A 21,971-nucleotide genomic window follows, 5' to 3' on the forward strand; every position below is an offset into this window, starting at 1 on the left:
AAACGACACTTAGCGCTACTTACTTGGGAAGAATTAGTGGAACTGGCCCTCTTCGGTCGATCCGACCAGTGCGAGGGTGGATGCGTTCGGGTTGAGCGCAGTGGCGATGTCGTCGAAGTAGCCGGTGCCGACTTCGCGCTGGTGCTTGGTTGCGGTGTAGCCGCGGGACTCAGAGGCGAATTCCTTCTCCTGGAGCTCGACGTAGGCGCTCATGCCTTCCCGGGCGTAGCCGTGGGCGAGGTCGAACATCGAGTAGTTCAGGGCGTGGAAGCCGGCCAGGGTGATGAACTGGAACGTGAAGCCCATGGCGCCGAGTTCACGCTGGAACTTCGCGATGGTGGCGTCGTCCAGGTGCTTGCGCCAGTTGAACGACGGCGAGCAGTTGTAGGAGAGCATCTGGTCCGGGAACTCTGCCTTGACGGCTTCGGCGAACTTGCGGGCCAGTTCCAGGTCCGGGGTGCCGGTTTCCATCCAGATCAGGTCCGAGTAGGGGGCGTAGGCCTTGGCGCGGGCGATGCAGGGTTCGATGCCGTTGCGGACCTTGTAGAAGCCCTCGGCGGTGCGGACCGGCTGTCCCCCTTCGCGGAGGATGAACTCCTGGTCCCGCTCGTCGACGTCGGACGTGATCAGGGTGGCTGCCTCGGCGTCCGTGCGGGCGATGACCACGGACGGGGTGCCGGCGACGTCGGCCGCGAGGCGGGCGGCGTTCAGGGTCCGGACGTGCTGCTGGGTGGGGATCAGCACCTTGCCGCCCAGGTGGCCGCACTTCTTCTCGGAGGCGAGCTGGTCCTCCCAGTGAACACCGGAGGCGCCGGCCTGGATCATGGATTTCATGAGCTCATAGGCGTTCAGCGGGCCGCCGAAGCCAGCCTCTGCGTCGGCGACGATCGGGACCAGCCAGTCCTCGACGGTCTGGATGCCTTCGGAGAACTCGATCTGGTCCGCCCGGAGGAGGGCGTTGTTGATCCGGCGGACCACCGTCGGGACCGAGTTGGCCGGGTAGAGCGACTGGTCCGGGTACGTGTGGCCGGAGTTGTTCGCGTCCGCGGCGACCTGCCAGCCGGAAAGGTAGATGGCCCGCAGCCCGGCCTTGACCTGCTGCACGGCCTGGTTGCCGGTGAGGGCGCCCAGGGCGTTGGTGTAGCCGCCGGTCTTGTGCTCCTCGGTGAGCTGCTTCCACAGCTTCTCCGAACCGCGGCGGGCCAGGGTGTGTTCTTCGGAGACGCGGCCGCGGAGGCGGACGACGTCGGAGGCTGAGTAGTCCCGGGTCACACCTTCCCAGCGGGGGTTGGCGGCCCACTCGAGCTCCAGGGCGGCGGCCTGCTGGTCGGGCGTCTGCTGGGTGGGCTCAAATGCTGCAGTCATCGTTGATCTCCTTGATTGAGCTCCGGAGGTGGTAGGTGGGAACCGCGTCGTTGAGGTTCCCACCGGCTTTTCCGGTGCGGTGTTTCTTTCCGTGACCCTTACTTTTCCGCACTTCCAAGAGGCTTTCTAGAGAAAAATGCTGGAAAGAAATGCAGTTCTTCACGTATTCTTTAGAAATGTCGCCTGGAAGCTGGAACCGCGAAGCCGCACCGCCCCAACCGTCCGCAGCCTCTGCCGGACTGGACGTCATTAGCCTGGGCCGCCGGGTGCGCCATCTCCGCAAGCAGGCGGGACTGACCCTCGATGACCTCAGCGCCGCCGTCGGCACCGCGCCCAGCCAGCTGAGCCTGATCGAGAACGGCAAGCGCGAACCGAAGCTGACCCTGCTCCAGCACCTTGCTGCGGCGCTGAACGTCGGCATCGACCAACTGCTTGGCGCCGAACCGCCCAGCCGCCGGGCCGCCCTGGAGATCGAGCTGGAACGTTATCAGCGCAGCTCGCTCTACGGGACGCTGAACCTGCCCAGGATCCGCATCAGCTCGCGGTTGCCGCTGGATGTGCTGGAGGCCCAGGTGGGGCTGCTGCACGAGCTGGAGCGGAAGATGAACGAGCAGGTGGCTACCCCTGAGGAAGCACGCCGTGCGAACGGTGAGCTGCGGGCCATGATGCGCGAGCGCGGCAACTACTTCCCGGAATACGAGGCCGAGGCGCAAAAGGTACTCAAGGGGGTCGGCTACACCACCGGGCCGCTCAGCCAGCACGTCATCGCGGACATCGCCGAGAACCTCGGATTTACCCTGCACCACGTTGGCGACCTGCCGCATTCCACCCGGTCAGTCACGGATTTGAAGAACCGCAGAATTTACCTGACCCAGAACCAGCGCCAGGACCACGACCCCCGTTCGGTGCTGCTCCAGGCCTTGGGCCACTACGTGCTGGGGCACGAAACCCCGAAGAACTACGGCGACTTCCTGGCCCAGCGTGTGGCAACGAACTATTTTGCCGCAGCCCTCCTGCTGCCGGAAAAGGCAACCCTGGATTTTTTGCAGAAAGCCAAGGCTGCCAAGGAAATCGCCGTGGAGGATATCCGCGATGCCTTTGCGGTGTCCTACGAAACCGCGGCACACCGGTTCACCAACCTGGCCACCCAGCATCTGGGCATCACCACCCATTTCCAGAAGACGCACCAGAGCGGGATCATCTACAAGGCATACGAGAACGACGGCGTGGCGTTTCCCCAGGACCATACCGGCGCCATCGAGGGCCAGCCGTCGTGCAAGGCCTGGACGTCCCGGGCAGTGTTCGACGTCCCGGACAAGTTCAGCGCCTACAGCCAGTACACGGACACGCCTTCGGGGACGTACTGGTGCACCGCCCGCACCGAACGGTCCGCCAGCGGCGAGTTTTCGCTCAGCATCGGCGTGCCGTACCAGCACGTCAAATGGTTCCGCGGGCGGGAAACGACCGCGCGGGCGAAATCCACCTGCCCGGATCCGAACTGCTGCAAACGGCCGCCCGCCGAGCTCGCCTCTGAGTGGGCCGGCAACGCCTGGCCGTCGGCGCGCGCCCATTCGCACCTGCTCGCAGCCATGCCTCCAGGCGCCTTCCCCGGCGTCGATGAAACCGAGGTGTACAGCTTCCTGCAGGCGCACTCAGGAGCGTGACCGCGACGCTCCCTCACTTGATGCGGTTTTCACGCGACGCTCTCTCACTTTCTTCAGGAAAGTGAGAGAGCGTCCTTGGGTTTACCGCATTAAGTGAGAGAGCGTTGGGTCACCCGTGCAGCTCGCGGTAAGCGTCCGCCGCCGCCGGGTGCAACGGAATGCCGGCCGTGTTGATCAGGGAATCCGGGCTCAGGAACTGGACTCCCAGGCTCGAGCGGGGGATGAGCTCCTCCGCGTGGCCCACCAGCAGCTCCACGCTCCGTTTCACAGTGCGGGCGTCCAGGTCGCCCCGGCACAGCAGCAGGTTGGTCACCCCCACCGTCCAGACGGCAGGGACCCCATCGTAGGCTCCCGCCGGAATCAGGACCCGGTCATAGAAAACGCCGTACTTCGACCGCAGCGCCGGCAGCAACGGGGAAAGGTCCAGGAAACTGAGGCCCACGTCGTCATGGGCCGCCGCGATGGCGGCCGTGGGAACGCCCCCGGACCAGAAAAGGGCGTCCACTGACCCCTCGCGCAGCGCCGCGAGGCCGTCATTGAGTCCCAGGTTCAGGACGGTGACGGCTTGTCCGGCATCCGCACTTGCGTCCCCGTCCCCGCCGCCGGCGGCGACGGAACCAAGCCCGGCAGCCTCAAGGAGACGGGGAGTGGTGAGGGACGTCCCCGAACCTGGCTCGCCCACAGCCACCGTTCTGCCGGCCAGCTCCGCAATGCCCCGGATGCCGCTGGACCTCCGGACCACGCAATGGACGTAGTTCTCGTACACCCGTCCGAGGGCCGTAATGCCGGCGTCGGACGGGCCCTTCCCTGCTTCCCTCTGCGCGGCGGCATCAGCGAGGGCGACGGCGAACGTGGCTTGCCCGCCAACGAGGAGCCCGAGGTTGTCCAGGCTGCCGCCGGTGGTCAGCGCAGTGGCATGCCGGGCCACGCCGTGGCGCTGCAGGGACGCGGCAAGCAGGGTGGCGAACTCCAGGTAGAAGCCGCCCGGTTCGCCGCCCGCAACAGTGACAGCGTCCGGGCTGTCCTCCTGGGTGCAGGCGGCAAGCGCCGGCAGCAGCAGTCCAGCAAGCCCTGCGGCCACGCCGGCCCTGAGGGCTTCACGCCTCGACGGCGGGCTAAGGCGAAAGTCAGGCATGCGGCGCCTCCTGTCCCCTGGCTGCAGGGCCTTGGCTTTCAGGGACCCGGGGAAATTCGAGGAACGCCGCCAGGCCGTGCGGCTGTGCCTCTCGGAGCAGCAGGCGTCCGCCGTTGGCTGCCGCCAGCTTCTCGACGATGGTCATGCCAAGGCCGTTGCCGCTCACGTCCCGGTGCTTCGGTGAGCGCCAAAAGCGCTGTGTGGCAGCTGTCCTCTCCTCGGACGAAAGCCCTGGCCCGTCGTCGGACACTTCGATCACCACGGCGGCGCCGCGTACACGGACGGCAACTGATATCCGTGCCCGGCCGGCATATTTCATCGCGTTGTTCAGCAGTTCCCCGGCCATCTGCGCAAGGTCTCCCGCGTCGCAGGCAATCAGCGCCGGCTGCCCGGGCGGCGTGCGGAAGTCGATGAAGGCGCCGGCACGGCGCGCGGCAGCTCCTGCCCGTTCGGCCTCTTCCTGCAGGACAGGGACCGGATCAATGGGCGGCCGGTGCCGCCGGGAAGGCGCGCCACCGGGTGTGCCGGCGGAGCCCTCGAAGGCCCGGTGCTCTGCGGCGGCGAGCCTGAGGACGCCGTCGAGGATCTCCTCCACCCTTTCAAGTTCAGTCTCGACGGCGGATGCGGCGGCCTTTTCCCGGTCGGTTTCCAGTTCCAGCCGCAGCAAGTCGACGCGCAGCCGCAGGGCGCCGACTGGGTTGCGCAGTTCGTGGGAGGTGTCCGCAATGAGCTGGCGCTGCGCTTCGATGCTGTCGCTGACGCTTTGTGCCATCGCCGTGAACGAACGGCTCAGTTCCCGCAGCTCCGGCGGCCCTTCTTCCGGCAGCCGGCTGCTCCTGCCGGTGGTTTCAAGTTCGGCGACGGCGGCGTTGAGGCGGTGGACCGGGCGCAGCACCCAGCGGGTCACCCGGGCCGCGCCGATGAGGAGCATCGCCGTGAGGGCCGCCGCGGCCAGTCCGACGCCGAGCCACCGTTCGCGCAGTTTCTGCCGGGCAGCGTCCTGGTTGACTTCCAGGACGGCCGCGCCGAGCACCTGGCTGGCGCTTCCAAACGAGCGGGAGATCACCTCGGAGCCTGTGCCGAACGGTTGCAGCGGCGCCAGGGTGGTGTCATTCAGGTTCAGGCTGGCCCTGGCCAGGGCATTCCGCACATCTGCCCGGTCCTCGCTCAGGCCACCGGAGCGCAGGGTGCCCTGCTGGAGCCGGATCAGGACTCCTTCCGCATAGAGCTCGGAGTACCTGTCCATTTCGGCCTGCAGTTGGGTGGAGTCACCTCCCTCCGTGCCGGCGTCGAACGCCACCTGCGCCAGCCTGTTGAGGGCAGTTGCCCTGTTGATCTGGAGTTCCTGGGTGAGTTCCCGGCTGGCGGACGCCAGGAGGGCATTGGAGGCGATGAGCACCAGGAGGATGGAAAGGACGCTCAGGATCCCGAGGACGCGGAGCTTCACGCAGGGCCCGCCTCGACCCGGTAGCCGACCCCGCGGACGTTGATGATGAACCCCGGCAGCTGCAGCTTGGACCTGAGCCCGGTCAGGTGCACGTCCAGTGACCGCGAAGAGGCCAGGAACGCATCGCCCCACAGGGCGTCCAGGATCTGTTCCCGGGTCACAACTGACCCCGCATGGCTGGCCAGCAGGGCCAGCAAATCGAATTCCGTGGCGGTCAGGGGGAGCACGTGCGCGCCGAGGACTGCCAGGCGGCGTTCGAGGTCCACCTCGAGTTCCCCCAGCACGATCCGCCGCTGCGCGTTGCCGGGCGCGCGGCCGGCCCGCCTGGTGACGGCTTCGATACGGGCCAGGAGCTCCACCAGCTTTACCGGCTTGACGAGGTAGTCGTCCGCCCCGGAACGGAGGCCAAGGACCACGCTGCGTTCGTCGTCGCGCGCTGTGAGGATGAGGATGGGAACGTCCGTGACCTGCCGAAGCTTCCGGAGTACCTCCAGGCCGTCCATGTCGGGCAGTCCCAGGTCCAGCAGGATCACGCCGAAGCGCCGGTGTTCCAGGAGTGCATCGGCGCCCCGGGAAACCCTGGCGGATGTATGTCCGGCGGAAACCACGGCCGCCCCGAGGGCGGATGCCATGGCGTCGTCGTCCTCGACGATCAGCACATCCATTGCCAGTTCCTGTTCCGTTGGGCGGCTTCCGAAGCCAGGGACGCGATTTCCCCTGCCTGCCTTTGGAGGTTACCCCTTCCGCCTGTTTTCCGCGGGGTCGGGAGCGCGGCACGCCACCGCCGGCCAGGACTAGCGAGGCACACCACCTCCGGGGAAAACCTAAGGAAGTGTTAGGAAATCCGTTTCCGCTTGGGCTGTGCGCTGGCTCACCAATAGCTTTAGTGGGGTCCCCAGGCTTCCAGGGGACGTTCAACGTCGAGGAGGAACCATGAGCAATGCTGCCATGGACAGCATGAAAGTCAGGCCGGGGCGCACAGCCGGGGCCGCGCAGCCAAGGAAGGTTCAGCGATGAGCACCCAGCAAACGGCGGCTGTGAGTGAGTCGGCCCAGACCCGGCGGGCGGTCAGCAACATCCTCAAGGGCTCTGCCGGCAACCTGGTGGAGTGGTACGACCTGTACGTCTACACGGTCTTCGCCGCGTACTTCCAGTCCCACTTCTTCAACTCCAAGGACGACCTCCAGGCGGGCCTGGAAGCGATGGCCGTCTTCTCGACGTCGTTCCTCATGCGGCCCATCGGCGCCTGGTTCTTCGGCAGGTACGCGGACCGCAAGGGCCGCAAGGCCGCGCTGACCCTCAGCGTGACCCTGATGTCCGCGGGGTCGTTCGCCATCGCCATCCTGCCCACAACGGAGCAGGTGGGCGTCTGGGCACTGATCCTGCTGATCCTGATCCGCCTGGTCCAGGGCTTCTCGGTGGGCGGCGAGTACGGCACCAGCGCCACCTACATGTCGGAGGCCGCAACGTCCAGGCGACGCGGCTTCTTCTCCAGCTTCCAGTACGTCACCCTGATCGGCGGCCAGATGCTGGCCCTGCTGGTCCTGGTGATCCTGCAGAACGCCATGCCCAAGGAAGACCTGACGGAATGGGGCTGGCGGATTCCGTTTGCCCTGGGCGGCGTCGCGGCGCTTGTGGTCCTCTGGCTCCGGCGCTCAATGGAAGAGACCGTTTCGGAGGAGCAGGTCCAGGCGGCAAAGACCCCGGCCGGGATTGGAGTTGCCCAGCCCGGCACCATGAAGCTGCTGTTCACCCAGTACTGGAAGCCGCTGCTGGTCTGCATCGGCGTCACCCTCGGCGGCACGGTGGCGTTCTACACCTACACCAACTTCATCCTGAAGTTCATGAACGATACCTCCGGCATCGCCAAGACCGACACCTCGGTGATCAACTTCTGGGCGCTGTTCATCTTCATGCTCCTGCAGCCGGTGTACGGCATGATTTCGGACAAGGTGGGCCGCAAGCCGCTGCTGCTGTGGTTCGGCATCACCGGCGTCCTGTTCACCTGGCCGCTGCTCTCCACCCTGTCCAACACCAAGGACCCCTTCACGGCCTTCCTGCTGATGATGGGTGGCCTGGTGATCGTGGGCGGCTACACCTCCATCAACGCCCTGGTGAAGGCCGAACTGTTCCCGGCCTCCATCCGCGCCCTTGGAGTCGGCCTGGGTTACGCGATTGCGAACTCGCTGTTCGGCGGGACCGTTCCGCTCATCGGCGCAGCCTTCCAGAAGGCCGAGCGGGTTGACCTGTTCTTCACTTACGTCACCGTGGCCATTGCCCTCTCGCTGCTGGTGTACATCTTTGCGCTGAAGAACAAGAAGGCAACCCACCTGGACCAGGAGCAGGGCCATGCGTGGGTGCAGGAGCGCAAGGACGGCGACAAGGACGGCGACAAGGACAAGGACCTGCTGGGCGTCTAGCACCCGGGGGCGCACCTTCGGAAGGTGAGATGACGACGGCGGGTGACCACCCGCCGTCGTCCGCCACCGCCCCAGGACGCTCTATCACTTGCTGCGGAAAATCCCGGGACGCTCTCTCACTCTCATCAGGAAAGTGAGAGAGCGTCTCGGGAATTCCAGCGTTAAGTGAGAGAGGGTCGCGTGGGGGCACGGCGGGCCTCCGGGGGCGCGAGACCAAATCGAATGCAAAGCGTGACCCTGCCGGCATCGTCACGCGTCGCCGTCGCTGTTTCACTGGGAGGAGGCGGGTCCCCGCCTTGGCGTGCCGGGGGAGGCAACAGAGGTGTTTCGTTTTCAGCGGATGGTTGCGTTGGGTGCCCTGATGGGACTGGCAGGGTGTGCGGCGCCTGCCCCGCCTCCGGCTCCGCCGGAGCTCCTGACGGCCGACGGCGTCGAGCGGGTCTCGGTGGACCGCGCGGACTACGCCGCTGAACTGCGCTCCTTCCGGGCTTCAACGCTCGTCCTCGGAGGGGCGTTGCTGGCCGACGGCGGCGACGGCGCCAGCGGGAACGTGGTGTCCTCGCCGGGGAGCCTCCTGATTGCCCTCGCCATGCTCCGTGCGGGTGCCACCGGCGGGACCGCGGCCGAGATGGACAGCGTCCTGCGATTTCCCGCCGGGAAGCGCGATGAGGCCATGAACTCGGTCCTCCGCTCCCTCGAAAAGTTCGACGGTGACCCCGGCACCGTGGATGAGGACAACCCGCCGCGGAGACCGGTCATGCACCCGGCTAACGGGCTGTTCGTCGATAAGGGCGTGCCTACCGGGCAGTCCTTCCTGGACACGCTGGCCCGGCACTATGGAACCGGCGTATATCCCGTGGATTTCAGCGATGAGGCTGCAACGAAGCCCGCCATGGATGCCTGGGTGAACAGGAACACCGGCGGCCGGATCAAGGAAGCCCCGGCGCAGTACGACCCCGACAACACCTTCAGCCTGCTCAACTCTTTGTACTTCGCCTCCGCCTGGAGCACGCCGTTCGATCCGAACGCCACCTCCGACCTGCCCTTCACAACGGCCGCGGGCGAGGAGATCGCTGCGCCGGCCATGCACAACGAACTCATGATGAAGTATGCGGAAGGCGCCGGCTGGCAGGGTGTGGATCTTCCCTATGCCGACGGTTTCGTCATGCGGCTGGTCCTGCCCGCGGAGACCTCCCCTCCAGCTGACACAGCTGCTTCCACCGGCACTCCCGCCCCTGCGGCCTTCGCAGCGGAGAAACTGACGGAAATCGCGGACACGTTTGATGCGGCCCAGCCTGCGTCAGTCCGGATCCAGCTGCCGCGCTGGGACCACAGGTCCAGTTTTGACCTCCGCAAGGTCTTCGAGGCGCTGCGCCTGGAACAGATGCTCGGCACCACAGAGGACTTCAACAGCATCCAGCCGCAGATGATGATCACCCAGGCCGCGCAGGCTGCCAACATCACGGTGGCCGAAAAGGGCACCATTGCCGCCGCGGTGACCCAGATGAATGGAATGGCCACCAGTGCCCCGCCGGAGCCCGAGCGGACCATCGATTTCGACCGTCCGTTCCACTACCAGGTCGTCCACGTCGAAACCGGGCTGCCGCTCTTCATGGGAACTGTGGCCGACCCGAGGTGAATGAACGCCCCGGAACCGGCCCGCCGTCGTCCCCGCCCCTCAGACGCTCTATCAGCTAATGCGGGAAAACACGGAACCTCCCGCACCCACTGCAGGAGGGTTCCGATAAAACGCGCATTAAGTGAGAGAGCGTCCCGGGTGGGGTGGGGGGTCAGCGGGCGGGGGTGGGGCGGCGGGTCAGCTGGCGCCGCCCTGCCAGAGGGCGTCGAAGGGGGCGCCCGAGGCCACGCGGTTGCGGATGCCCGCGGTGACGAACTCCTTGGCCGTCCGGGCAGCCTCCAGCGGGGTGGCGCCCTTTGCGAGTTCCGCCGTCACGGCCGCGGCCAGCGAGCAGCCGGCACCCGAAACCGCCACCTCGCCCACCTTGGGCGCGCGCAGCACCTCAAGGGTCTCGCCGTCATAGAAGACGTCGACGGCGTCCGGGCCTTCCAGCCGCACCCCGCCCTTGGCGAGTACTGCGGCGCCGCTGAGCCCGTGGATGCGGATGGCGGCGGCCTTCAGGGACTCGACATCCGTAATGTCCAGGCCGGACAGCGACTCGGCCTCGAAGTGGTTCGGTGTGACGAACGTGGCCAGCGGCAGGATCTGCGCCTTCAGGGCCTGGTCCGTGTCCAGGGCATGGCCGGGCTCCTGGCCCTTGCAGATCAGCACCGGGTCCAGGACCACGTTGTCGAACTGGCTGGCGGCCAGGGCGCCGGCAACCGTGGCGATCGTGGCGGGGCTGCCCATCATGCCGATCTTCACCGTGTCCAGCACCGGACGGCCGGGCACCGAAGAAGCGGACGACGGACCGTATGCCGCCGTCGTCGCTTCCAGCTGGTCAGCGATCACCTGCTGGTCCACCGGCACGAAGCGGTGGTTCCAGCTGTCGTTCGGGTTGAACGAGACGATGCAGGTGAGGTTGGCGATGCCAAAGACGCCGAGCTCCTGGAAGGTTTTCAGGTCCGCCTGGGCGCCGGCGCCGCCGGTGGCCTCGGACCCTGCAATGGTCAGGACAACTGCGGGAGCTGCGGCGGACTGGGGTGCGTCAACGGAAACGGAAGTCATGGCACTATCCTGCCATCCGTCGTCGGGCGCTCATTGCGGTGCTCTCTGGTCCGCCGTGCTGACCGCTGCCTGGTATTCGATGGGAGAATTGGGCGGACAGTGCTAATACAGCCGGCGCCCCGCACGATTTTCCTGACGGTGCAGTTTTCCTGACGGTGCGGGGCTCCGCGCGGACCACTACGAACGGACTTTCCCATGCCCCCAGCCCCAGGCCAGAACGCCCTGCCCGCAGCGCCTTCCCACCCCGCCCCCAGGTTTGCCTCGATCGGCTCCCCGTACTTCGGCATCATGCTGGCGGTCATGGCCGTTGTGCTGATCCTGTCCAACATCGGCGCGTCCAAGGGCGTGGCCATCGGGCCGATCATCACGGACGGCGGGTTCTTCCTCTTCCCGCTGGCCTACATCCTGGGCGACGTCATCAGCGAGGTCTACGGCTTCAAGGTGGCCCGCAAAGCCATCCTCACCACCTTCGCGCTGTCCGTCTTCGCGTCCCTCTGTTACTGGGCGATCATCGCCCTGCCCGGGTTCGATGACGAGTTTGGGACGTCCAAGCAGGCCGCCCTGGAGGGCGCGCTGGGGCCGGTGCCGCAGATCGTGCTGGCTTCGCTGCTGGCATTCCTCGCCGGGCAGACCATCAACTCCTGGATCCTGGTACGGATGAAGGCCCGCACCGGCGAGAAGTCCTTGTGGGCCCGCATCATGGGTTCGTCTGTGGCCGGCGAGTTCGTGGACACCCTGATCTTCTGCAGCATCGCCGCGCCTGTCATCGGGATCACCGACGCCGCCACCTTCGTGAACTACGTGCTGGTGGGCTTTGTGTACAAGACCCTGGTGGAGTTCATCCTGGTCCCGGTGACGTCCCTGGTGATCGGCTGGGTGAAGAAGCGGGAACCCAGCTACGGTGCCCCGGCGGCGGCCGTGACGAACGCCGAGTAGCTGCCGCCCGGCGTCGTACCTTCCCGCTGCCGCGGAAGACCAGCCGCGGCGGCGAAGCCTCAGCCCTTCAGTGTCCGGTCCAGCAGGGCACGCAGCTCCCGGAAGTGCCGCTCGGTGGCGGCCTCGTGGAAGGCTGAGGTGTCCGCCATTGAGTAGCCGTGGGATGCGCCGCGGTAGACCTCGTTGGACGCTGTGAGTCCTGCGGCCTTCAGGGCTTTGCCCAGCCGGGCCACGGCGTCAGCGTCCATGCTCCGGTCGTGGTCGGCGTGGCCGAATACGAACTGCGCCCGGGCCCGCCCGAGCCCCAGGTGCGGGCTGTCCGGTTCGTCCGTCGCCAGCCCGCCCCCGTGGAAGCCGCCGCAGGCCGCCACTGCCTCCGGGTGGGCTGTGGCGGTGCGCACCGCCAGCCTGGCTCCCATGCAGTAGCCGAAGGTGCCAATGGGACCCGGCGCGACGCCGTCGAGCGCCCTGAGCGCTGCCACCCAGGCATCGATGTCCGCCAGTGCCTTGCCCGCGGTGAGGCGGCCGATCCGGGGGAATGCCGCCTGGCCGGCCGCCTGCCTCCCCTCCGGCGTGGCCATGTCCCCCTTCGGGGCCAGCTCGGCAACCGTCCCGTCCCGGTAGAAGACGTTCGGGGCAAGGACTACGTAGCCCCAGTCGGCAACACGCTGCGCCATCTCCTCGATGCGCGGGCGGAGGCCGAAGGCGTCCATGTACAGGATTACGCCGGGGAACGGCCCGCCGCCGCTGGACGGACGGGCCACCAGCGCTTCCGCGGTGCCGTCCGGGGCAGGGATTTCAAGGAGCATGGGGTCAGGATATCGGACGCATTTCCCGACGGCGGCGTGCCGGCTAGCGGTAGTACCGCGCCAAGGTTTCGGCTTTGAAGTCGAAGAACGTTCCGTCCTCGATGGCCAGGCGGGCGTCGTCAACCATCTTCACCACGAACCGCTCGTTGTGGATGGAGATCAGCGTGGCCGAGAGCATTTCCTTGGCCTTGAACAGGTGGTGGATATAGGCCCGGGAGTAGTTGGCGCAGGCGTAGCAGTCGCAGCCGTCCTGGAGGGGGCCGAAATCGCGTTTGTACTTGGCGCCGGACAGGTTGAAGCGCCCGAAAGGTGTGTAGAACGCGGAGTTGCGCGCCACGCGGGTGGGGGAGACGCAGTCGAAGGTGTCAGCGCCGTTTTCGATGGCCGTGAAGATGTCATCCGGTTCGGAGATGCCCAGCAGGTGCCGGGGCTTGTCCTCGGGCAGCTCCTCGTTGCACCACCGGACGATTGTGCCGAGGTTCTCCTTCTCCAGCGCCCCGCCGATCCCGAACCCGTCGAACGGCATGGCGCCCAGGTCCCGGCAGGCTTTCCGGCGCAGATCCTCGTACTGCGCCCCCTGGATCACGCCGAACAGGGCCTGGTACGGCTTGCCTGCCCGGGAGGTGGTCAGCCGGAAGTGCTCTTCGAGGCAGCGCAGTGCCCACAGCCGGGTGCGCTCCAGGGACTCCTCCTGGTAGCCGCGGGAGTTCTGCAGGGTGGTCAGCTCGTCGAAGGCGAACATGATGTCCGCTCCGATCTGGTGCTGGACCTGCATGGAGATTTCCGGGGAGAACCGGTGCCGGTCGCCGTTGAGGTGGCTCTTGAACCACACGCCGTCGTCGTCGATGTGGGCCAGCCGCTCCTTGCCCGGGGCCACGGCGTCATCCGGGCCGGGGGCGCCCGCGGCAGCAACGGTCTTCATGTCGATGACCTTCTTGAACCCTGAGCCCAGGCTCATCACCTGGAATCCGCCCGAGTCCGTGAACGTGGGGCCCTGCCAGTTCATGAACGCACCCAGGCCGCCCGCCGCGTCCAGGATGTCCGCACCGGGCTGCAAGTACAGGTGGTAGGCGTTGGCCAGGAGCGCCTGTGCCCCCAGGTCGGCCATGGCCTCGGGCAGCACGGACTTTACTGTCGCCTTGGTTCCCACGGCGATGAACGCCGGGGTCTGGATCTCGCCGTGGGGCGTGGTGATGGTGCCGGTGCGTCCCAGGAACCGGCCGCCGTTGGACGCCTCCTGCGCGGCCGACGGCGGGCAGCTCTCCGCCAGGCGGGTCCCTACCCGGAACGAAAATTCCGACTGCCGCGCCCGTGCCTCATCCGCGGCAGTGCGCGGGCCCGTCTCGAACGGGATGTCTGCAGGGCGTGGAGCAGGGGCGGGGTTGGCTGGCACCGTACAAGTGTGCCAGCAAGCAGCCCCGTCCCGGCAACCGGACCCGCAACCGGACCGGCAACCGTCCGGTCAGCTGACCGGTTCCGAGGCGGGGTAGTTCTCAGCCCGCCAGGCATCCCAGGACGAGCGGATGGCATCTAGCCGGGCGGCGCCCAGGTCGTATGTCGAGGCGATGACCAGGGATCCTTCACCCTCCTCGCGCACGTCCTTGATGGCGGGGTGGTCGGCCACCACCAGGAGCCCCTCGCCGTGTTCGGCGTAGCTGTGGACAGTGAGGCCCACCTGGTGGCTGGTCCGGTACCAGACCTTCCCGCTGATCGCCTCGCCGGTGCCCAGCGTCAGCTCGTAGGGCTTGCCCGGCTCCGGAAGGTCGGCCAGGCCGAGCTTCTCGATCGCGGAGCCCTGCCCTTCCGTCAGGTGCAGGAACAGCGTGTGGCGCTTGCCGTGCGGGTGGCGTTCCAAGGCGAAACGGAGCTGCTGGAGGAACGTAAGCCAGCCCTGGGTGATGTCCTCGTCCCAGGCGGCCCACTCGGAGTCGTGGTCCAGGGCACCCCGCGTCACGCTGACCCGGGTTCCATTGGGCTCGGGATGAAGCTCAAAGGTGTCCCCGCCGTGGACGGTGAGGCTGGTGTGGTCCGGCGACTCCTGGACATCATCGGAGAAGTAGATCTCCTTGATCTCGGCGTCCAGGTCTTCAGCCTGCCAGCCATGCCATTGGGCTACTTTGGACGGTTCCCGCAGCATGGTCCAGAGCTGCGGCGCGTCGGCGTTGATCACTACGCTCAGATTGTTGGTCATAGCCCCGAATGTACAACTCCGGCCGGGTGCCGGGTAGGGGGCAAATTACCTAACCCGGCACATCGCCCGGGGGCGGGCGCATCCTCACCCGCGGACAGCCTCCAGCTCGTTGCTGATACGCCGCTCGAGTTCGCCGGTCCCGATGGTTTCCGAGCCCCCGTGGGCGCGCAGGAACAGCAGGGATTCGAGCCGCAGGAGGCGCCATTCCCGCTCGGCGTCGTGGTTGGAGTTGTCGATGGAGCGGAAGATTTCCTTGTCATACAGGTTGGGCTCGTTGAGCGAGCGCTGCCGGACCTTGGCCGCCATCCTGGCCTTGAATGGATCGGTTTCCTGGTTTTCGGGGGTGCGGATCAGCTTCTCGTACACCTCCGCCCGTTCCGCCTGGCCGTCCTGCCGGCAGATGTAGCTGGACAGCGCCAGGGACGCCTCCACGGATGCCCACCGGCCCGGGTTCCCGTCGAACGGCAGGACGTTGAGGAGGTCGGCGACGGCCAGTGCGCCGTCGGCGTCCTTGAGGGTGATGAACAGTTCGTGGGCGAGGTCGCTCAGGTCCTTCAGGCAGCTCCCCGACTTGAAGTTGACACCCTTGGCCAGCCGGTCCGCCAGCAGCAGCACGCCCTGCGCATCAGGATGCGTTTCCGCAGCGGCTTCCACCACTGCTTCCGGTGTGCCCTGCGGTGCGGGAATCAGGGCCAGGTCCTCTTCGCTGGGTCCGCTCACCGCCGGCGGGACGGGCGGGAGGGGAGGTACGACGACGGCGGGGGCGGAGGCAGCGGGCGCAGGCTCTTCGCCGGGCCGCTTGGCCTGTGCCTGCCCCGCATCTCCCGCTGCCGGGGCAGGAAGGCCTGCTGCCTGCGGAAGCTGCGTGAGGGCGTGGGACTCTTCTTCCAGCACCGTGACGGTGGTGCCGACCGCGATGCGGAGGGTACCGCCGCCGGAAAGGCTGGCGAGGACCAGCGCAGGGGCCCCGAAATCGTCCCGTTCGAGCTCAACCTGGTGGATCTCGGCCGTCCGCTCGCCGTCGGGCAGGACAATGTGGTTGCCGGTGGTCAGGGATCCAGCCTGCTGTTCAAGATGGTGACGGGCGGCTGGTGTTTCGGTCATGGGAGTCCTTAAGTTCTCTTGCGGTCCGCCCTACAGTCTACAAACGCGGGCCCGTAAAATCGGGGACCCCCAGTTGGCGGCAGGGGTGTCAGAAGCCCACGCCGGCGAAGGCCAGGGCCTGGCGGATTAGGGCGCCGCGGCCGCCGGCAAACTCCATCTGGACGCCCGGGCTGAGGACTTCCTCGGGGGTCATCCAGGTCAGTTCCAGGGCGTCCTGGCGGGGTTCGCATTCACCAGTAACGGGGATGACATAGGCCAGCGCCACGGCGTGTTGCCGCTCATCCGTGAAACCGGTCTGGGACGGGGCCGGGAAGTATTCGGCCACGGTGAACGGCACCGGGCTGATGGGCAGCTGCGGGAAGGCCAGCGGGCCAAGGTCCTTTTCCATGTGCCGCAGCAGGGCGGCGCGGATGGTTTCCCGGTAGATGACGCGGCCCGACACCAGGGACCGGACCATGGTCCCGTCCTCGTCGGCCTGGAGCAGGGTTCCCACTTCGTTCACGAAGCCCAGGGGGTCCAGCCTGACCGGCACTGCCTCCACGTACACCATGGGCAGCCGCCCGCGTGCCTCAAAGAGGTCTTCTTCGGAGAGCCAGCCGGGATTCGGATCAGGTGTGCGCACGTTCATGGTTAAGTTCTACCCCATGGGACCCCGCTGGCAGGGCGAGGCTAAGCTGGCGGCGGAATGCGTCGGTGCCGCCCTGTCGCGTGGCACGGCCGGTTACCCGTGGTGGCGCCCGGCGATCCAGAGGGTGGCCGGTACGTGCGCAACGCCTGGCCCGCCTGCGTCGGGGTTGGCAACGTGGAGGGTGGGTCCGAACGCCTCCTCCGTCAGGCTCACCTGCACACCTGCCGAGGCGAGGCGTTCCCGCAAAGGTTCCAGCGCGCCGTCGTACTCGAAGCCCAGTCCTGAACGTGCCGGCCCGGAAGCCGGCCGCACCATCAGGACTCCGCCATTCTTGGCGGAAAAGTCGGCGGTGTCGTCCTGGTCCGGAACCGGGCGCGGGCGTGCCCCCAGATGCTGCAGCGTACGGGCAGCGGCCGTGGGGTCCTCGGTAAACCAGACTCCGGCGACGGCCAGGGCAGGGTCGGCGTCGGCGCACTGCGCAAAGTGGGATGCCTTGTCCGCGAGGAAGCTGAAGCCGTCGGGGCCGGTGATTCTGCAGGCCTCGCCGTGGTCCGCGGTGACGAGCTCCGCGGGCGTGGCGCCGTCCTCCGCTGCCGCAAGGTTGGTCCGCCGGGCGAATTCGGCGAGGTCTCCCACCTCCACCGCCAACGCGGTGGTGCCGTCCTCAGTTGCACCTGCGGCCACGGTGTGGAGCGCAAGGCGGCCGGAACCGGCGTCGAAAACCTGCCACCCGGCGTCGCTCTCCGTAATGGCCATGCCCAACGCGGTGAGGAGCGTTTCCCAGGGGCCGGGCCTGGAGGTGAAATGAAGGGGGCGGACGCGGAGCATGGCTTGTCCTTCGGGTCGGAACGGGACGCTTAGCCCCATACTGCCACGTGGGCCGGCGGCTGTCTTGGCGCTTGTCCCGGTGTGCTGCAGGAGCACAATAGGGGCATGGCCGTTGAACTTGAGGAACTGCTGCTGCCGGATGCGGCGGCATGGCGCAGCTGGCTCGAAGCGAACCACGGCACCAGCCCCGGCGTGTGGCTGGTCCTGCACAAAAAGGGCGGAAACGTGACTGAACTGGACTATGCCGCAGCGCTGGACGAGGCACTGTGCTTTGGCTGGATCGATGGCCAGACGCGCCGCCGTGATGAGCACACGTCGCTCCAGCGGATGACGCCCCGGACCCGGAGGAGTCCGTGGTCGGCACGGAACGTGGGACACGTGGCGCGGCTGGATGCGGCGGGAAAGATGACCGACGCCGGATGGGCAGCCGTGAACGCAGCGAAGGCCGACGGGCGCTGGGCAAACGCCTATGGCGGACAGGCGGTGGCTGAAGTCCCGGCGGACCTGGCGGCCGCCATTGCTGCAGTTCCCGCCGCCCAGGCGATGTTCGACGTCCTCACCAAGACAAACCGGTTCGCACTGATTTACCGCGTCAACTCCGCTGTGCAGGCTGCTACCCGGGCGCGGCGGATTGCAGGGTTCGTGGAGATGCTGGCCCGCGGCGAAGCGCCGTATCCGCAGAAGAAGCGTCCCGGCGACGCTGCGCCGCCACCCCCAACTGACCCGCCCCTCCCCAACTAGGTAGCGCTAAGTGTCGTTTTGAAGCTCCAGAACGACACTTAGCGCTACCTAGTTGGGGTCAGTCCTCCAGGGGGAACGCCACGCCTTCGCCCACCACGCGCAGGCAGAGCTCCATGCCGGGCCGGGCGATGGAGGCGTTCCAGTGCCGGATGGTGATGATCTCGCCGCCGCCGGGGTAGCGGTGGTCCGGGATGGAGGCCAGCTGCGGCGGGACGGAGAGCTTCAGGCGCACGGTGGTCTCGGGACCGAAGTAGTCGGTGTCCACCACCACGCCCCGGATGTTTCCGCCCTCGGCAATCCTGATCTGCTCGGGCCGCAGCATCAGCTGTACCCTGCCCTGCGCCGGCGGCCGGCGGACGGGGATCGCGCCGAGCGAGCAAGTGGCCAGGGAGCCCTCCAGCCAGGCGTCCAGGATGACCGCGTCCCCGAGGAATTCGGCCGTGGCCCGGTCCGCCGGCCGCGTATACACCACGAATGGGTTGCCGATCTGGGCGAGTTTGCCGCCGCGCATCACAGCCACCTGGTCCGCGAAGGACAGCGCCTCGGCCTGGTCATGGGTCACCAGGATGGTGGTGACCCCGGCCTCGTTCAGGACCTTGGCCACCGCACGGCGGGTGGCCACCCTGAGGCCGGCGTCGAGTGCCGAGAAGGGCTCATCGAGGAGCATCAGTTCCGGTTCGCGCGCCAGGGCCCGGGCCAGGGCAACCCGCTGCTGCTGCCCGCCGGAGAGCTGGTGCGGGCGGCGCTTGGCCATCGCCGGGTCCAGTGACACCATCTCCAGCAGTTCGCTGATCCGTGCGGGCACAGCGCGCCGGCCGCCGGGCAGGCGGTCCGGGTCAAGCCCGAAGGCGACGTTCTGCCCCACGCTCAGGTGCGGGAACAGGGCGCCGTCCTGGGCCACATACCCGATGTGCCGTTTGTGCGCAGGCACCCACACGCCGTCGCCTGCCACCTTGGTGCCGTTCAGCGCGATGGTGCCCGTCTCGGGGTGCTCGAACCCGGCAATCAGCCGCAGCAGGGTGGTCTTGCCCGATCCGGACGGGCCCACGATTGCCGTGGTTCCGCCCTTGGCAACGGAGAGGTTGACACCCTTCAGGACGGCCTGGCTGCCGAAATTCTTGGTGACGTCCGCGATCTCCAGGTGGCTGTTGGTGGTGGGCGCCACGGACGGCGCAACCCGCGGCTCCGGCAGCCTTGAAGGGGCTTGTTCTGTCACTGTCCGGCTACTTTCTTGGACTGCTGGAAAAGGAGGTAGGTCATCGGCGCGGAGAGCAGGATCATCAACAGCGCGTACGGCGCGGCACCGGCGTAGTCGATCTCGCTGCTCTTGCTCCAAAACTCGGTGGCAAGGGTGCGCGTTCCGTTGGGGGACAGCAGCAGGGTGGCGGTGAGCTCGTTCGCGATGGCCAGGAAGACGAGTGCCGCGCCTCCCGCGGCGGCCGGTGCCGTAAGCCGCAGCGTGACACGGATGAAGGACACCAGCGGAGGCTTGCCCAATGCCTGGGCGGCCTCATCCAGTTCCTTGGGAGCCTGTGCCAGGCCTGCCCTGAGGTTCACCAGGGCCCGCGGCAGGAACAGCAGGACGTAGGCCGCCACCAGCACCCCTGCGGTCTGGTAGACCCCCGGCACGATCCGGATGCTCACCGTGACGAAGGCCAGGCCCACCACGATGCCGGGGAGGGAACTGGTGATGTAGTTGGAGAGCTCCAGGGACTTGCTGAACCAGCCGGGGTGGCGGACAGCCAGGTAGGCCATCGGAAACGCCACCACGATGGTGGCCAAGGCTCCGACCAGCCCGTAGCCGAGCGTAGTGAGGAGGGCCGGCAGGAACTCGTCAGCGGCCCACGCGGCCGTTCCGCCGGAGACCACCCAGCGCAGCACAAAAAACAGGGGGAGGCCGAAGGCCAGTGCCGCGAGTGCCAGCAGGAACAGCTGGGCCGGAAGCTGGTAGGCGTGCAGCGGCAGGCGCAGCGCCTTGGCCTGCGCGCCGGGGCCGATGCGGGCGTACCGGGCATTGCCGCGGCTCCTGACTTCCGCCAGCAGCAGGAGGAGGCAGAAGAACACCAGCACGCTTGCCAGCATGTTCCCGGCAGCCCCGTTAAACGTTGACTGGTACTGCACCATGATCGCCGTGGTGAAGGTGTCGAAGCGGATCATGGCGAACGCCCCGTACTCGGCCAGCAGGTGCAGGGCCACCAGGAGCGCCCCGCCGGTCATGGCAATACGGAGCTGGGGGAGGACTACCCGGAAGAAGGCCTTCCAGGCGCCGAGGCCCAGTGCGGCGGCCGACTGCTCGATGGCAGGGTCCAGGCGGCTGAGCGCGGCAGCGGCGGGAATGTACACCAGCGGGAAGTAGGAGAGCGTGGCGATCAGCACCCCCGAGCCCAGGCCGCCGAGCGACGGGATTGCCGAGACCCAGGCATAGCTGTTGACGAACGCCGGGATGGCCAGCGGCGCGGCCAGGAGCACGGCCCAGATCTTTGCACCCCGAAGAGTTGTGCGTTCCACGAGCCATGCCCCTGCAACACCCAGGACAAGGCACAGCGGGACGGTGATCGCCATGAGCAGGAGCGTGTTGAGCAGCAGTTCGGCCACGCGCGGCCGGAAGATGAGTTCGACGGCGGTGTCCCAGCCGGTTGCCGCGGTCATGTAGACCACGTAGCCCAGCGGAACGAGCGAAAACAGGGCAATCAGGACCGCCAGGGCGGATACCGCGGAAACGCCGAAAGGCGGGCGGGGGCTGCTGCCCCGGCCCGCCGTCGTCGAGCGCCCCCGAGGGGGAGCCGAGAGATCAGGAGTCACGGAATTAGAGGAGTCCTGCCGCGGTCATCAGGTCGGTGACCTTTGCGGAGTTGAGCTTGGCCGGATCGACGGTGGGGGCCTGCAGTTCCGCGATCGGAACCAGCTTCTCGTTGGCCGGTACATCCGAGGCGATGGCGTACTCGAACGACGTGCCGTTCTTCAGGACTTCCTGGCCCTTCTCGCCAGTGATGAACTTCAGGAACGCCTGTGCATTAGCAGCCTTCTTGGAGGACTTGAGGACGCCGCCGCCGGACACGGAGATGAAGGCGCCCGGATCCTGGTTCTTGAAGTAGTACGGGCTCACGTTCTTGGAGTTCTCGCCGGTCTTGGCCTGGTCGCCGTAGTAGTAGTAGTGGTAGATCAGGGCGGCATCCACTTCACCGGCGTTGACGGCCTTCATGGCGGTGCTGTTGCCCTTGTAGGCCTTGTAGTTTTCCTTCATGCCCTTGAGCCACTCCTCCGTGGCGGCCTCACCCTTGAGTTCCAGCAGCGCCGAAACGATGGCCTGGAAGTCGGCGCCGGACGGGGAAGCAGCCCACTTGCCCTTCCACTCCGGGGTGGCCAGGTCCAGCATGGACTTGGGCAGCTTGTCTTCCGTCAGCTTGTTCTTGTCGTACACCAGGACGGTGGAGCGGGCTGCGATGCCGGTCCACTTGCCGGTGGAGGGACGGAACTCTGCAGGCACCTGCGCAATGGTGGCCGCATCCACGTCAGCGAACAGGCCGGCGTTCTCAACCTGGGTCATGGCAGGGGAGTTCTCCGTCAGGAAAACGTCAGCGGGGGACGCGTCGCCTTCCTGGATGATCTGGTTGGACAGCTCGGTGTCCGATCCCTGGCGCATGGTGACCTTGATGCCGGTCTCCGCCGTGAAGGCGTCGATCCATTCCTTGGTCAGGCTCTCGTGCTGGGCGTTGTAGACGGTGATGCCGTCCGAGTCCCCGCCGGCGGAGGACGAGCCGGTGGCTGCCGGAGTGGAACCGCCGCCGCAGGCGGTCAGTCCGAGTGCTGCGGTGGCGGCGAGCGCGATGCCGGCCAGGGCGCTGTTGCGGATCTTCATGGAGGGGCTGCTTTCTGGGAAAAAAGTCAACGGGACCGGAGTCCTTATGGGCCAGGGATTCAGGAGGCCTACGTGGAAAAGCGTAGGTTAGCCATACCTAAGCCACCAAGCCGCACGCCCTGTATGTGAGCAGGATCACAACAATTACGGAACTGTTG

General features: G+C 67.1%; 19 protein-coding genes. 5 read left to right on the forward strand and 14 right to left on the reverse strand.

Translation table 11 applies throughout. From position 1 onward, the window contains the following. Positions 1–33: 33 nt before the first annotated feature. On the reverse strand, positions 34–1,365 hold the full coding sequence (gene aceA, locus FHJ30_RS03730) for an isocitrate lyase (protein ID WP_139027912.1): 1,332 nt from the start codon (positions 1,363–1,365) through the stop codon (positions 34–36). A 149-nt stretch (positions 1,366–1,514) separates the two neighbouring features. Here aceA and FHJ30_RS03735 point away from each other — a divergent pair, with 149 nt between their 5' ends. Continuing rightward, the gene (locus FHJ30_RS03735) at positions 1,515–3,029 is read left to right on the forward strand and encodes a helix-turn-helix transcriptional regulator (protein ID WP_139027913.1); all 1,515 of its coding nucleotides are present in this window, start codon (positions 1,515–1,517) and stop codon (positions 3,027–3,029) included. 109 nt (positions 3,030–3,138) lie between these two features. Here FHJ30_RS03735 and FHJ30_RS03740 read toward each other — a convergent pair whose 3' ends face one another. Genes FHJ30_RS03740 through FHJ30_RS03750 form a run of 3 tightly spaced genes read right to left on the reverse strand, consistent with a single transcriptional unit; the run spans position 3,139 to position 6,276 of the window. After that, a complete protein-coding gene (locus FHJ30_RS03740) occupies positions 3,139–4,164 on the reverse strand; it encodes a TAXI family TRAP transporter solute-binding subunit (RefSeq protein WP_171058904.1) in 1,026 nt (341 codons plus the stop codon). Then, on the reverse strand, positions 4,157–5,611 hold the full coding sequence (locus FHJ30_RS03745) for a HAMP domain-containing sensor histidine kinase (RefSeq protein WP_139027914.1): 1,455 nt from the start codon (positions 5,609–5,611) through the stop codon (positions 4,157–4,159). The genes FHJ30_RS03740 and FHJ30_RS03745 overlap by 8 nt, the downstream gene beginning before the upstream one ends. Further along, positions 5,608–6,276, reverse strand: a complete 669-nt coding sequence (locus FHJ30_RS03750; RefSeq protein WP_013599763.1) for a response regulator transcription factor — start codon at positions 6,274–6,276, stop codon at positions 5,608–5,610. The genes FHJ30_RS03745 and FHJ30_RS03750 overlap by 4 nt, the downstream gene beginning before the upstream one ends. Positions 6,277–6,624: 348 nt before the next feature. On the opposite strand from FHJ30_RS03750, the gene FHJ30_RS03755 reads away from it, so the two are divergent. Then, positions 6,625–8,031: an MFS transporter gene (locus FHJ30_RS03755; RefSeq protein ID WP_139027915.1), complete on the forward strand. Its 1,407-nt coding sequence runs from the start codon at positions 6,625–6,627 to the stop codon at positions 8,029–8,031. Positions 8,032–8,392: 361 nt separating this feature from the next. Further along, entirely contained in the window at positions 8,393–9,670 is a 1,278-nt protein-coding gene (locus FHJ30_RS03760; protein WP_139027977.1) for a serpin family protein, read from the forward strand. A 177-nt stretch (positions 9,671–9,847) separates the two neighbouring features. On the opposite strand, the gene FHJ30_RS03765 is transcribed toward FHJ30_RS03760, so the two are convergent. Then, positions 9,848–10,717: a hydroxymethylpyrimidine/phosphomethylpyrimidine kinase gene (locus tag FHJ30_RS03765; protein ID WP_139027916.1), complete on the reverse strand. Its 870-nt coding sequence runs from the start codon at positions 10,715–10,717 to the stop codon at positions 9,848–9,850. Between the two features lie 195 nt (positions 10,718–10,912). On the opposite strand from FHJ30_RS03765, the gene FHJ30_RS03770 reads away from it, so the two are divergent. After that, positions 10,913–11,653, forward strand: a complete 741-nt coding sequence (locus tag FHJ30_RS03770) for a queuosine precursor transporter (protein ID WP_139027917.1) — start codon at positions 10,913–10,915, stop codon at positions 11,651–11,653. A gap of 59 nt (positions 11,654–11,712) precedes the next feature. Here the strand turns inward: FHJ30_RS03770 and FHJ30_RS03775 are convergent, their stop codons facing one another. From FHJ30_RS03775 to FHJ30_RS03800, 6 genes are all read right to left on the reverse strand, one after another. Continuing rightward, the gene (locus tag FHJ30_RS03775; protein WP_139027918.1) at positions 11,713–12,462 is read right to left on the reverse strand and encodes a dienelactone hydrolase family protein; all 750 of its coding nucleotides are present in this window, start codon (positions 12,460–12,462) and stop codon (positions 11,713–11,715) included. Between the two features lie 43 nt (positions 12,463–12,505). Then, positions 12,506–13,855 carry a tRNA guanosine(34) transglycosylase Tgt gene (tgt, locus tag FHJ30_RS03780; protein WP_373683166.1) on the reverse strand — a complete coding sequence of 450 codons (1,350 nt, stop codon included), beginning with the start codon at positions 13,853–13,855 and terminating at the stop codon, positions 12,506–12,508. A gap of 69 nt (positions 13,856–13,924) precedes the next feature. After that, complete coding sequence (locus FHJ30_RS03785) at positions 13,925–14,653, reverse strand: SRPBCC domain-containing protein (RefSeq protein WP_139027919.1); 729 nt, start codon at positions 14,651–14,653, stop codon at positions 13,925–13,927. An 84-nt stretch (positions 14,654–14,737) separates the two neighbouring features. Then, the gene (locus FHJ30_RS03790) at positions 14,738–15,757 is read right to left on the reverse strand and encodes a DUF6707 family protein (protein WP_139027920.1); all 1,020 of its coding nucleotides are present in this window, start codon (positions 15,755–15,757) and stop codon (positions 14,738–14,740) included. An 88-nt stretch (positions 15,758–15,845) separates the two neighbouring features. Next, positions 15,846–16,385 carry an NUDIX hydrolase family protein gene (locus FHJ30_RS03795; RefSeq protein ID WP_139027921.1) on the reverse strand — a complete coding sequence of 180 codons (540 nt, stop codon included), beginning with the start codon at positions 16,383–16,385 and terminating at the stop codon, positions 15,846–15,848. A 93-nt stretch (positions 16,386–16,478) separates the two neighbouring features. Continuing rightward, a complete protein-coding gene (locus FHJ30_RS03800; RefSeq protein WP_139027922.1) occupies positions 16,479–17,213 on the reverse strand; it encodes a VOC family protein in 735 nt (244 codons plus the stop codon). Between the two features lie 105 nt (positions 17,214–17,318). Here FHJ30_RS03800 and FHJ30_RS03805 point away from each other — a divergent pair, with 105 nt between their 5' ends. Next, positions 17,319–17,954 carry a YdeI family protein gene (locus FHJ30_RS03805; protein ID WP_139027923.1) on the forward strand — a complete coding sequence of 212 codons (636 nt, stop codon included), beginning with the start codon at positions 17,319–17,321 and terminating at the stop codon, positions 17,952–17,954. Positions 17,955–18,012: 58 nt separating this feature from the next. Here the strand turns inward: FHJ30_RS03805 and FHJ30_RS03810 are convergent, their stop codons facing one another. Genes FHJ30_RS03810 through FHJ30_RS03820 form a run of 3 tightly spaced genes read right to left on the reverse strand, consistent with a single transcriptional unit; the run spans position 18,013 to position 21,813 of the window. After that, a complete protein-coding gene (locus FHJ30_RS03810) occupies positions 18,013–19,170 on the reverse strand; it encodes an ABC transporter ATP-binding protein (RefSeq protein ID WP_171058905.1) in 1,158 nt (385 codons plus the stop codon). Beyond that, complete coding sequence (locus FHJ30_RS03815) at positions 19,167–20,756, reverse strand: iron ABC transporter permease (RefSeq protein ID WP_139027924.1); 1,590 nt, start codon at positions 20,754–20,756, stop codon at positions 19,167–19,169. The genes FHJ30_RS03810 and FHJ30_RS03815 overlap by 4 nt, the downstream gene beginning before the upstream one ends. A 4-nt stretch (positions 20,757–20,760) precedes the next feature. Then, positions 20,761–21,813: an iron ABC transporter substrate-binding protein gene (locus tag FHJ30_RS03820; protein WP_139027925.1), complete on the reverse strand. Its 1,053-nt coding sequence runs from the start codon at positions 21,811–21,813 to the stop codon at positions 20,761–20,763. Positions 21,814–21,971 lie beyond the last annotated feature (158 nt).

Source organism: Arthrobacter sp. BB-1 (assembly GCF_006151685.1).
Lineage (GTDB): Bacteria > Actinomycetota > Actinomycetes > Actinomycetales > Micrococcaceae > Arthrobacter.

Coding starts and splice junctions, on each gene's coding strand:
- FHJ30_RS03790 (WP_139027920.1), bottom strand. CDS start 15,757: ATGACCGAAACACCAGCCGCCCGTCACCATCTTGAACAGCAGGCTGGA.
- FHJ30_RS03765 (WP_139027916.1), bottom strand. CDS start 10,717: ATGACTTCCGTTTCCGTTGACGCACCCCAGTCCGCCGCAGCTCCCGCA.
- FHJ30_RS03785 (WP_139027919.1), bottom strand. CDS start 14,653: ATGACCAACAATCTGAGCGTAGTGATCAACGCCGACGCGCCGCAGCTC.
- FHJ30_RS03755 (WP_139027915.1), top strand. CDS start 6,625: ATGAGCACCCAGCAAACGGCGGCTGTGAGTGAGTCGGCCCAGACCCGG.
- FHJ30_RS03820 (WP_139027925.1), bottom strand. CDS start 21,813: ATGAAGATCCGCAACAGCGCCCTGGCCGGCATCGCGCTCGCCGCCACC.
- FHJ30_RS03740 (WP_171058904.1), bottom strand. CDS start 4,164: ATGCCTGACTTTCGCCTTAGCCCGCCGTCGAGGCGTGAAGCCCTCAGG.
- FHJ30_RS03775 (WP_139027918.1), bottom strand. CDS start 12,462: ATGCTCCTTGAAATCCCTGCCCCGGACGGCACCGCGGAAGCGCTGGTG.
- FHJ30_RS03805 (WP_139027923.1), top strand. CDS start 17,319: ATGGCCGTTGAACTTGAGGAACTGCTGCTGCCGGATGCGGCGGCATGG.
- FHJ30_RS03770 (WP_139027917.1), top strand. CDS start 10,913: ATGCCCCCAGCCCCAGGCCAGAACGCCCTGCCCGCAGCGCCTTCCCAC.
- aceA (WP_139027912.1), bottom strand. CDS start 1,365: ATGACTGCAGCATTTGAGCCCACCCAGCAGACGCCCGACCAGCAGGCC.
- FHJ30_RS03750 (WP_013599763.1), bottom strand. CDS start 6,276: ATGGATGTGCTGATCGTCGAGGACGACGACGCCATGGCATCCGCCCTC.
- FHJ30_RS03800 (WP_139027922.1), bottom strand. CDS start 17,213: ATGCTCCGCGTCCGCCCCCTTCATTTCACCTCCAGGCCCGGCCCCTGG.
- FHJ30_RS03795 (WP_139027921.1), bottom strand. CDS start 16,385: ATGAACGTGCGCACACCTGATCCGAATCCCGGCTGGCTCTCCGAAGAA.
- FHJ30_RS03735 (WP_139027913.1), top strand. CDS start 1,515: ATGCAGTTCTTCACGTATTCTTTAGAAATGTCGCCTGGAAGCTGGAAC.
- FHJ30_RS03760 (WP_139027977.1), top strand. CDS start 8,393: ATGGGACTGGCAGGGTGTGCGGCGCCTGCCCCGCCTCCGGCTCCGCCG.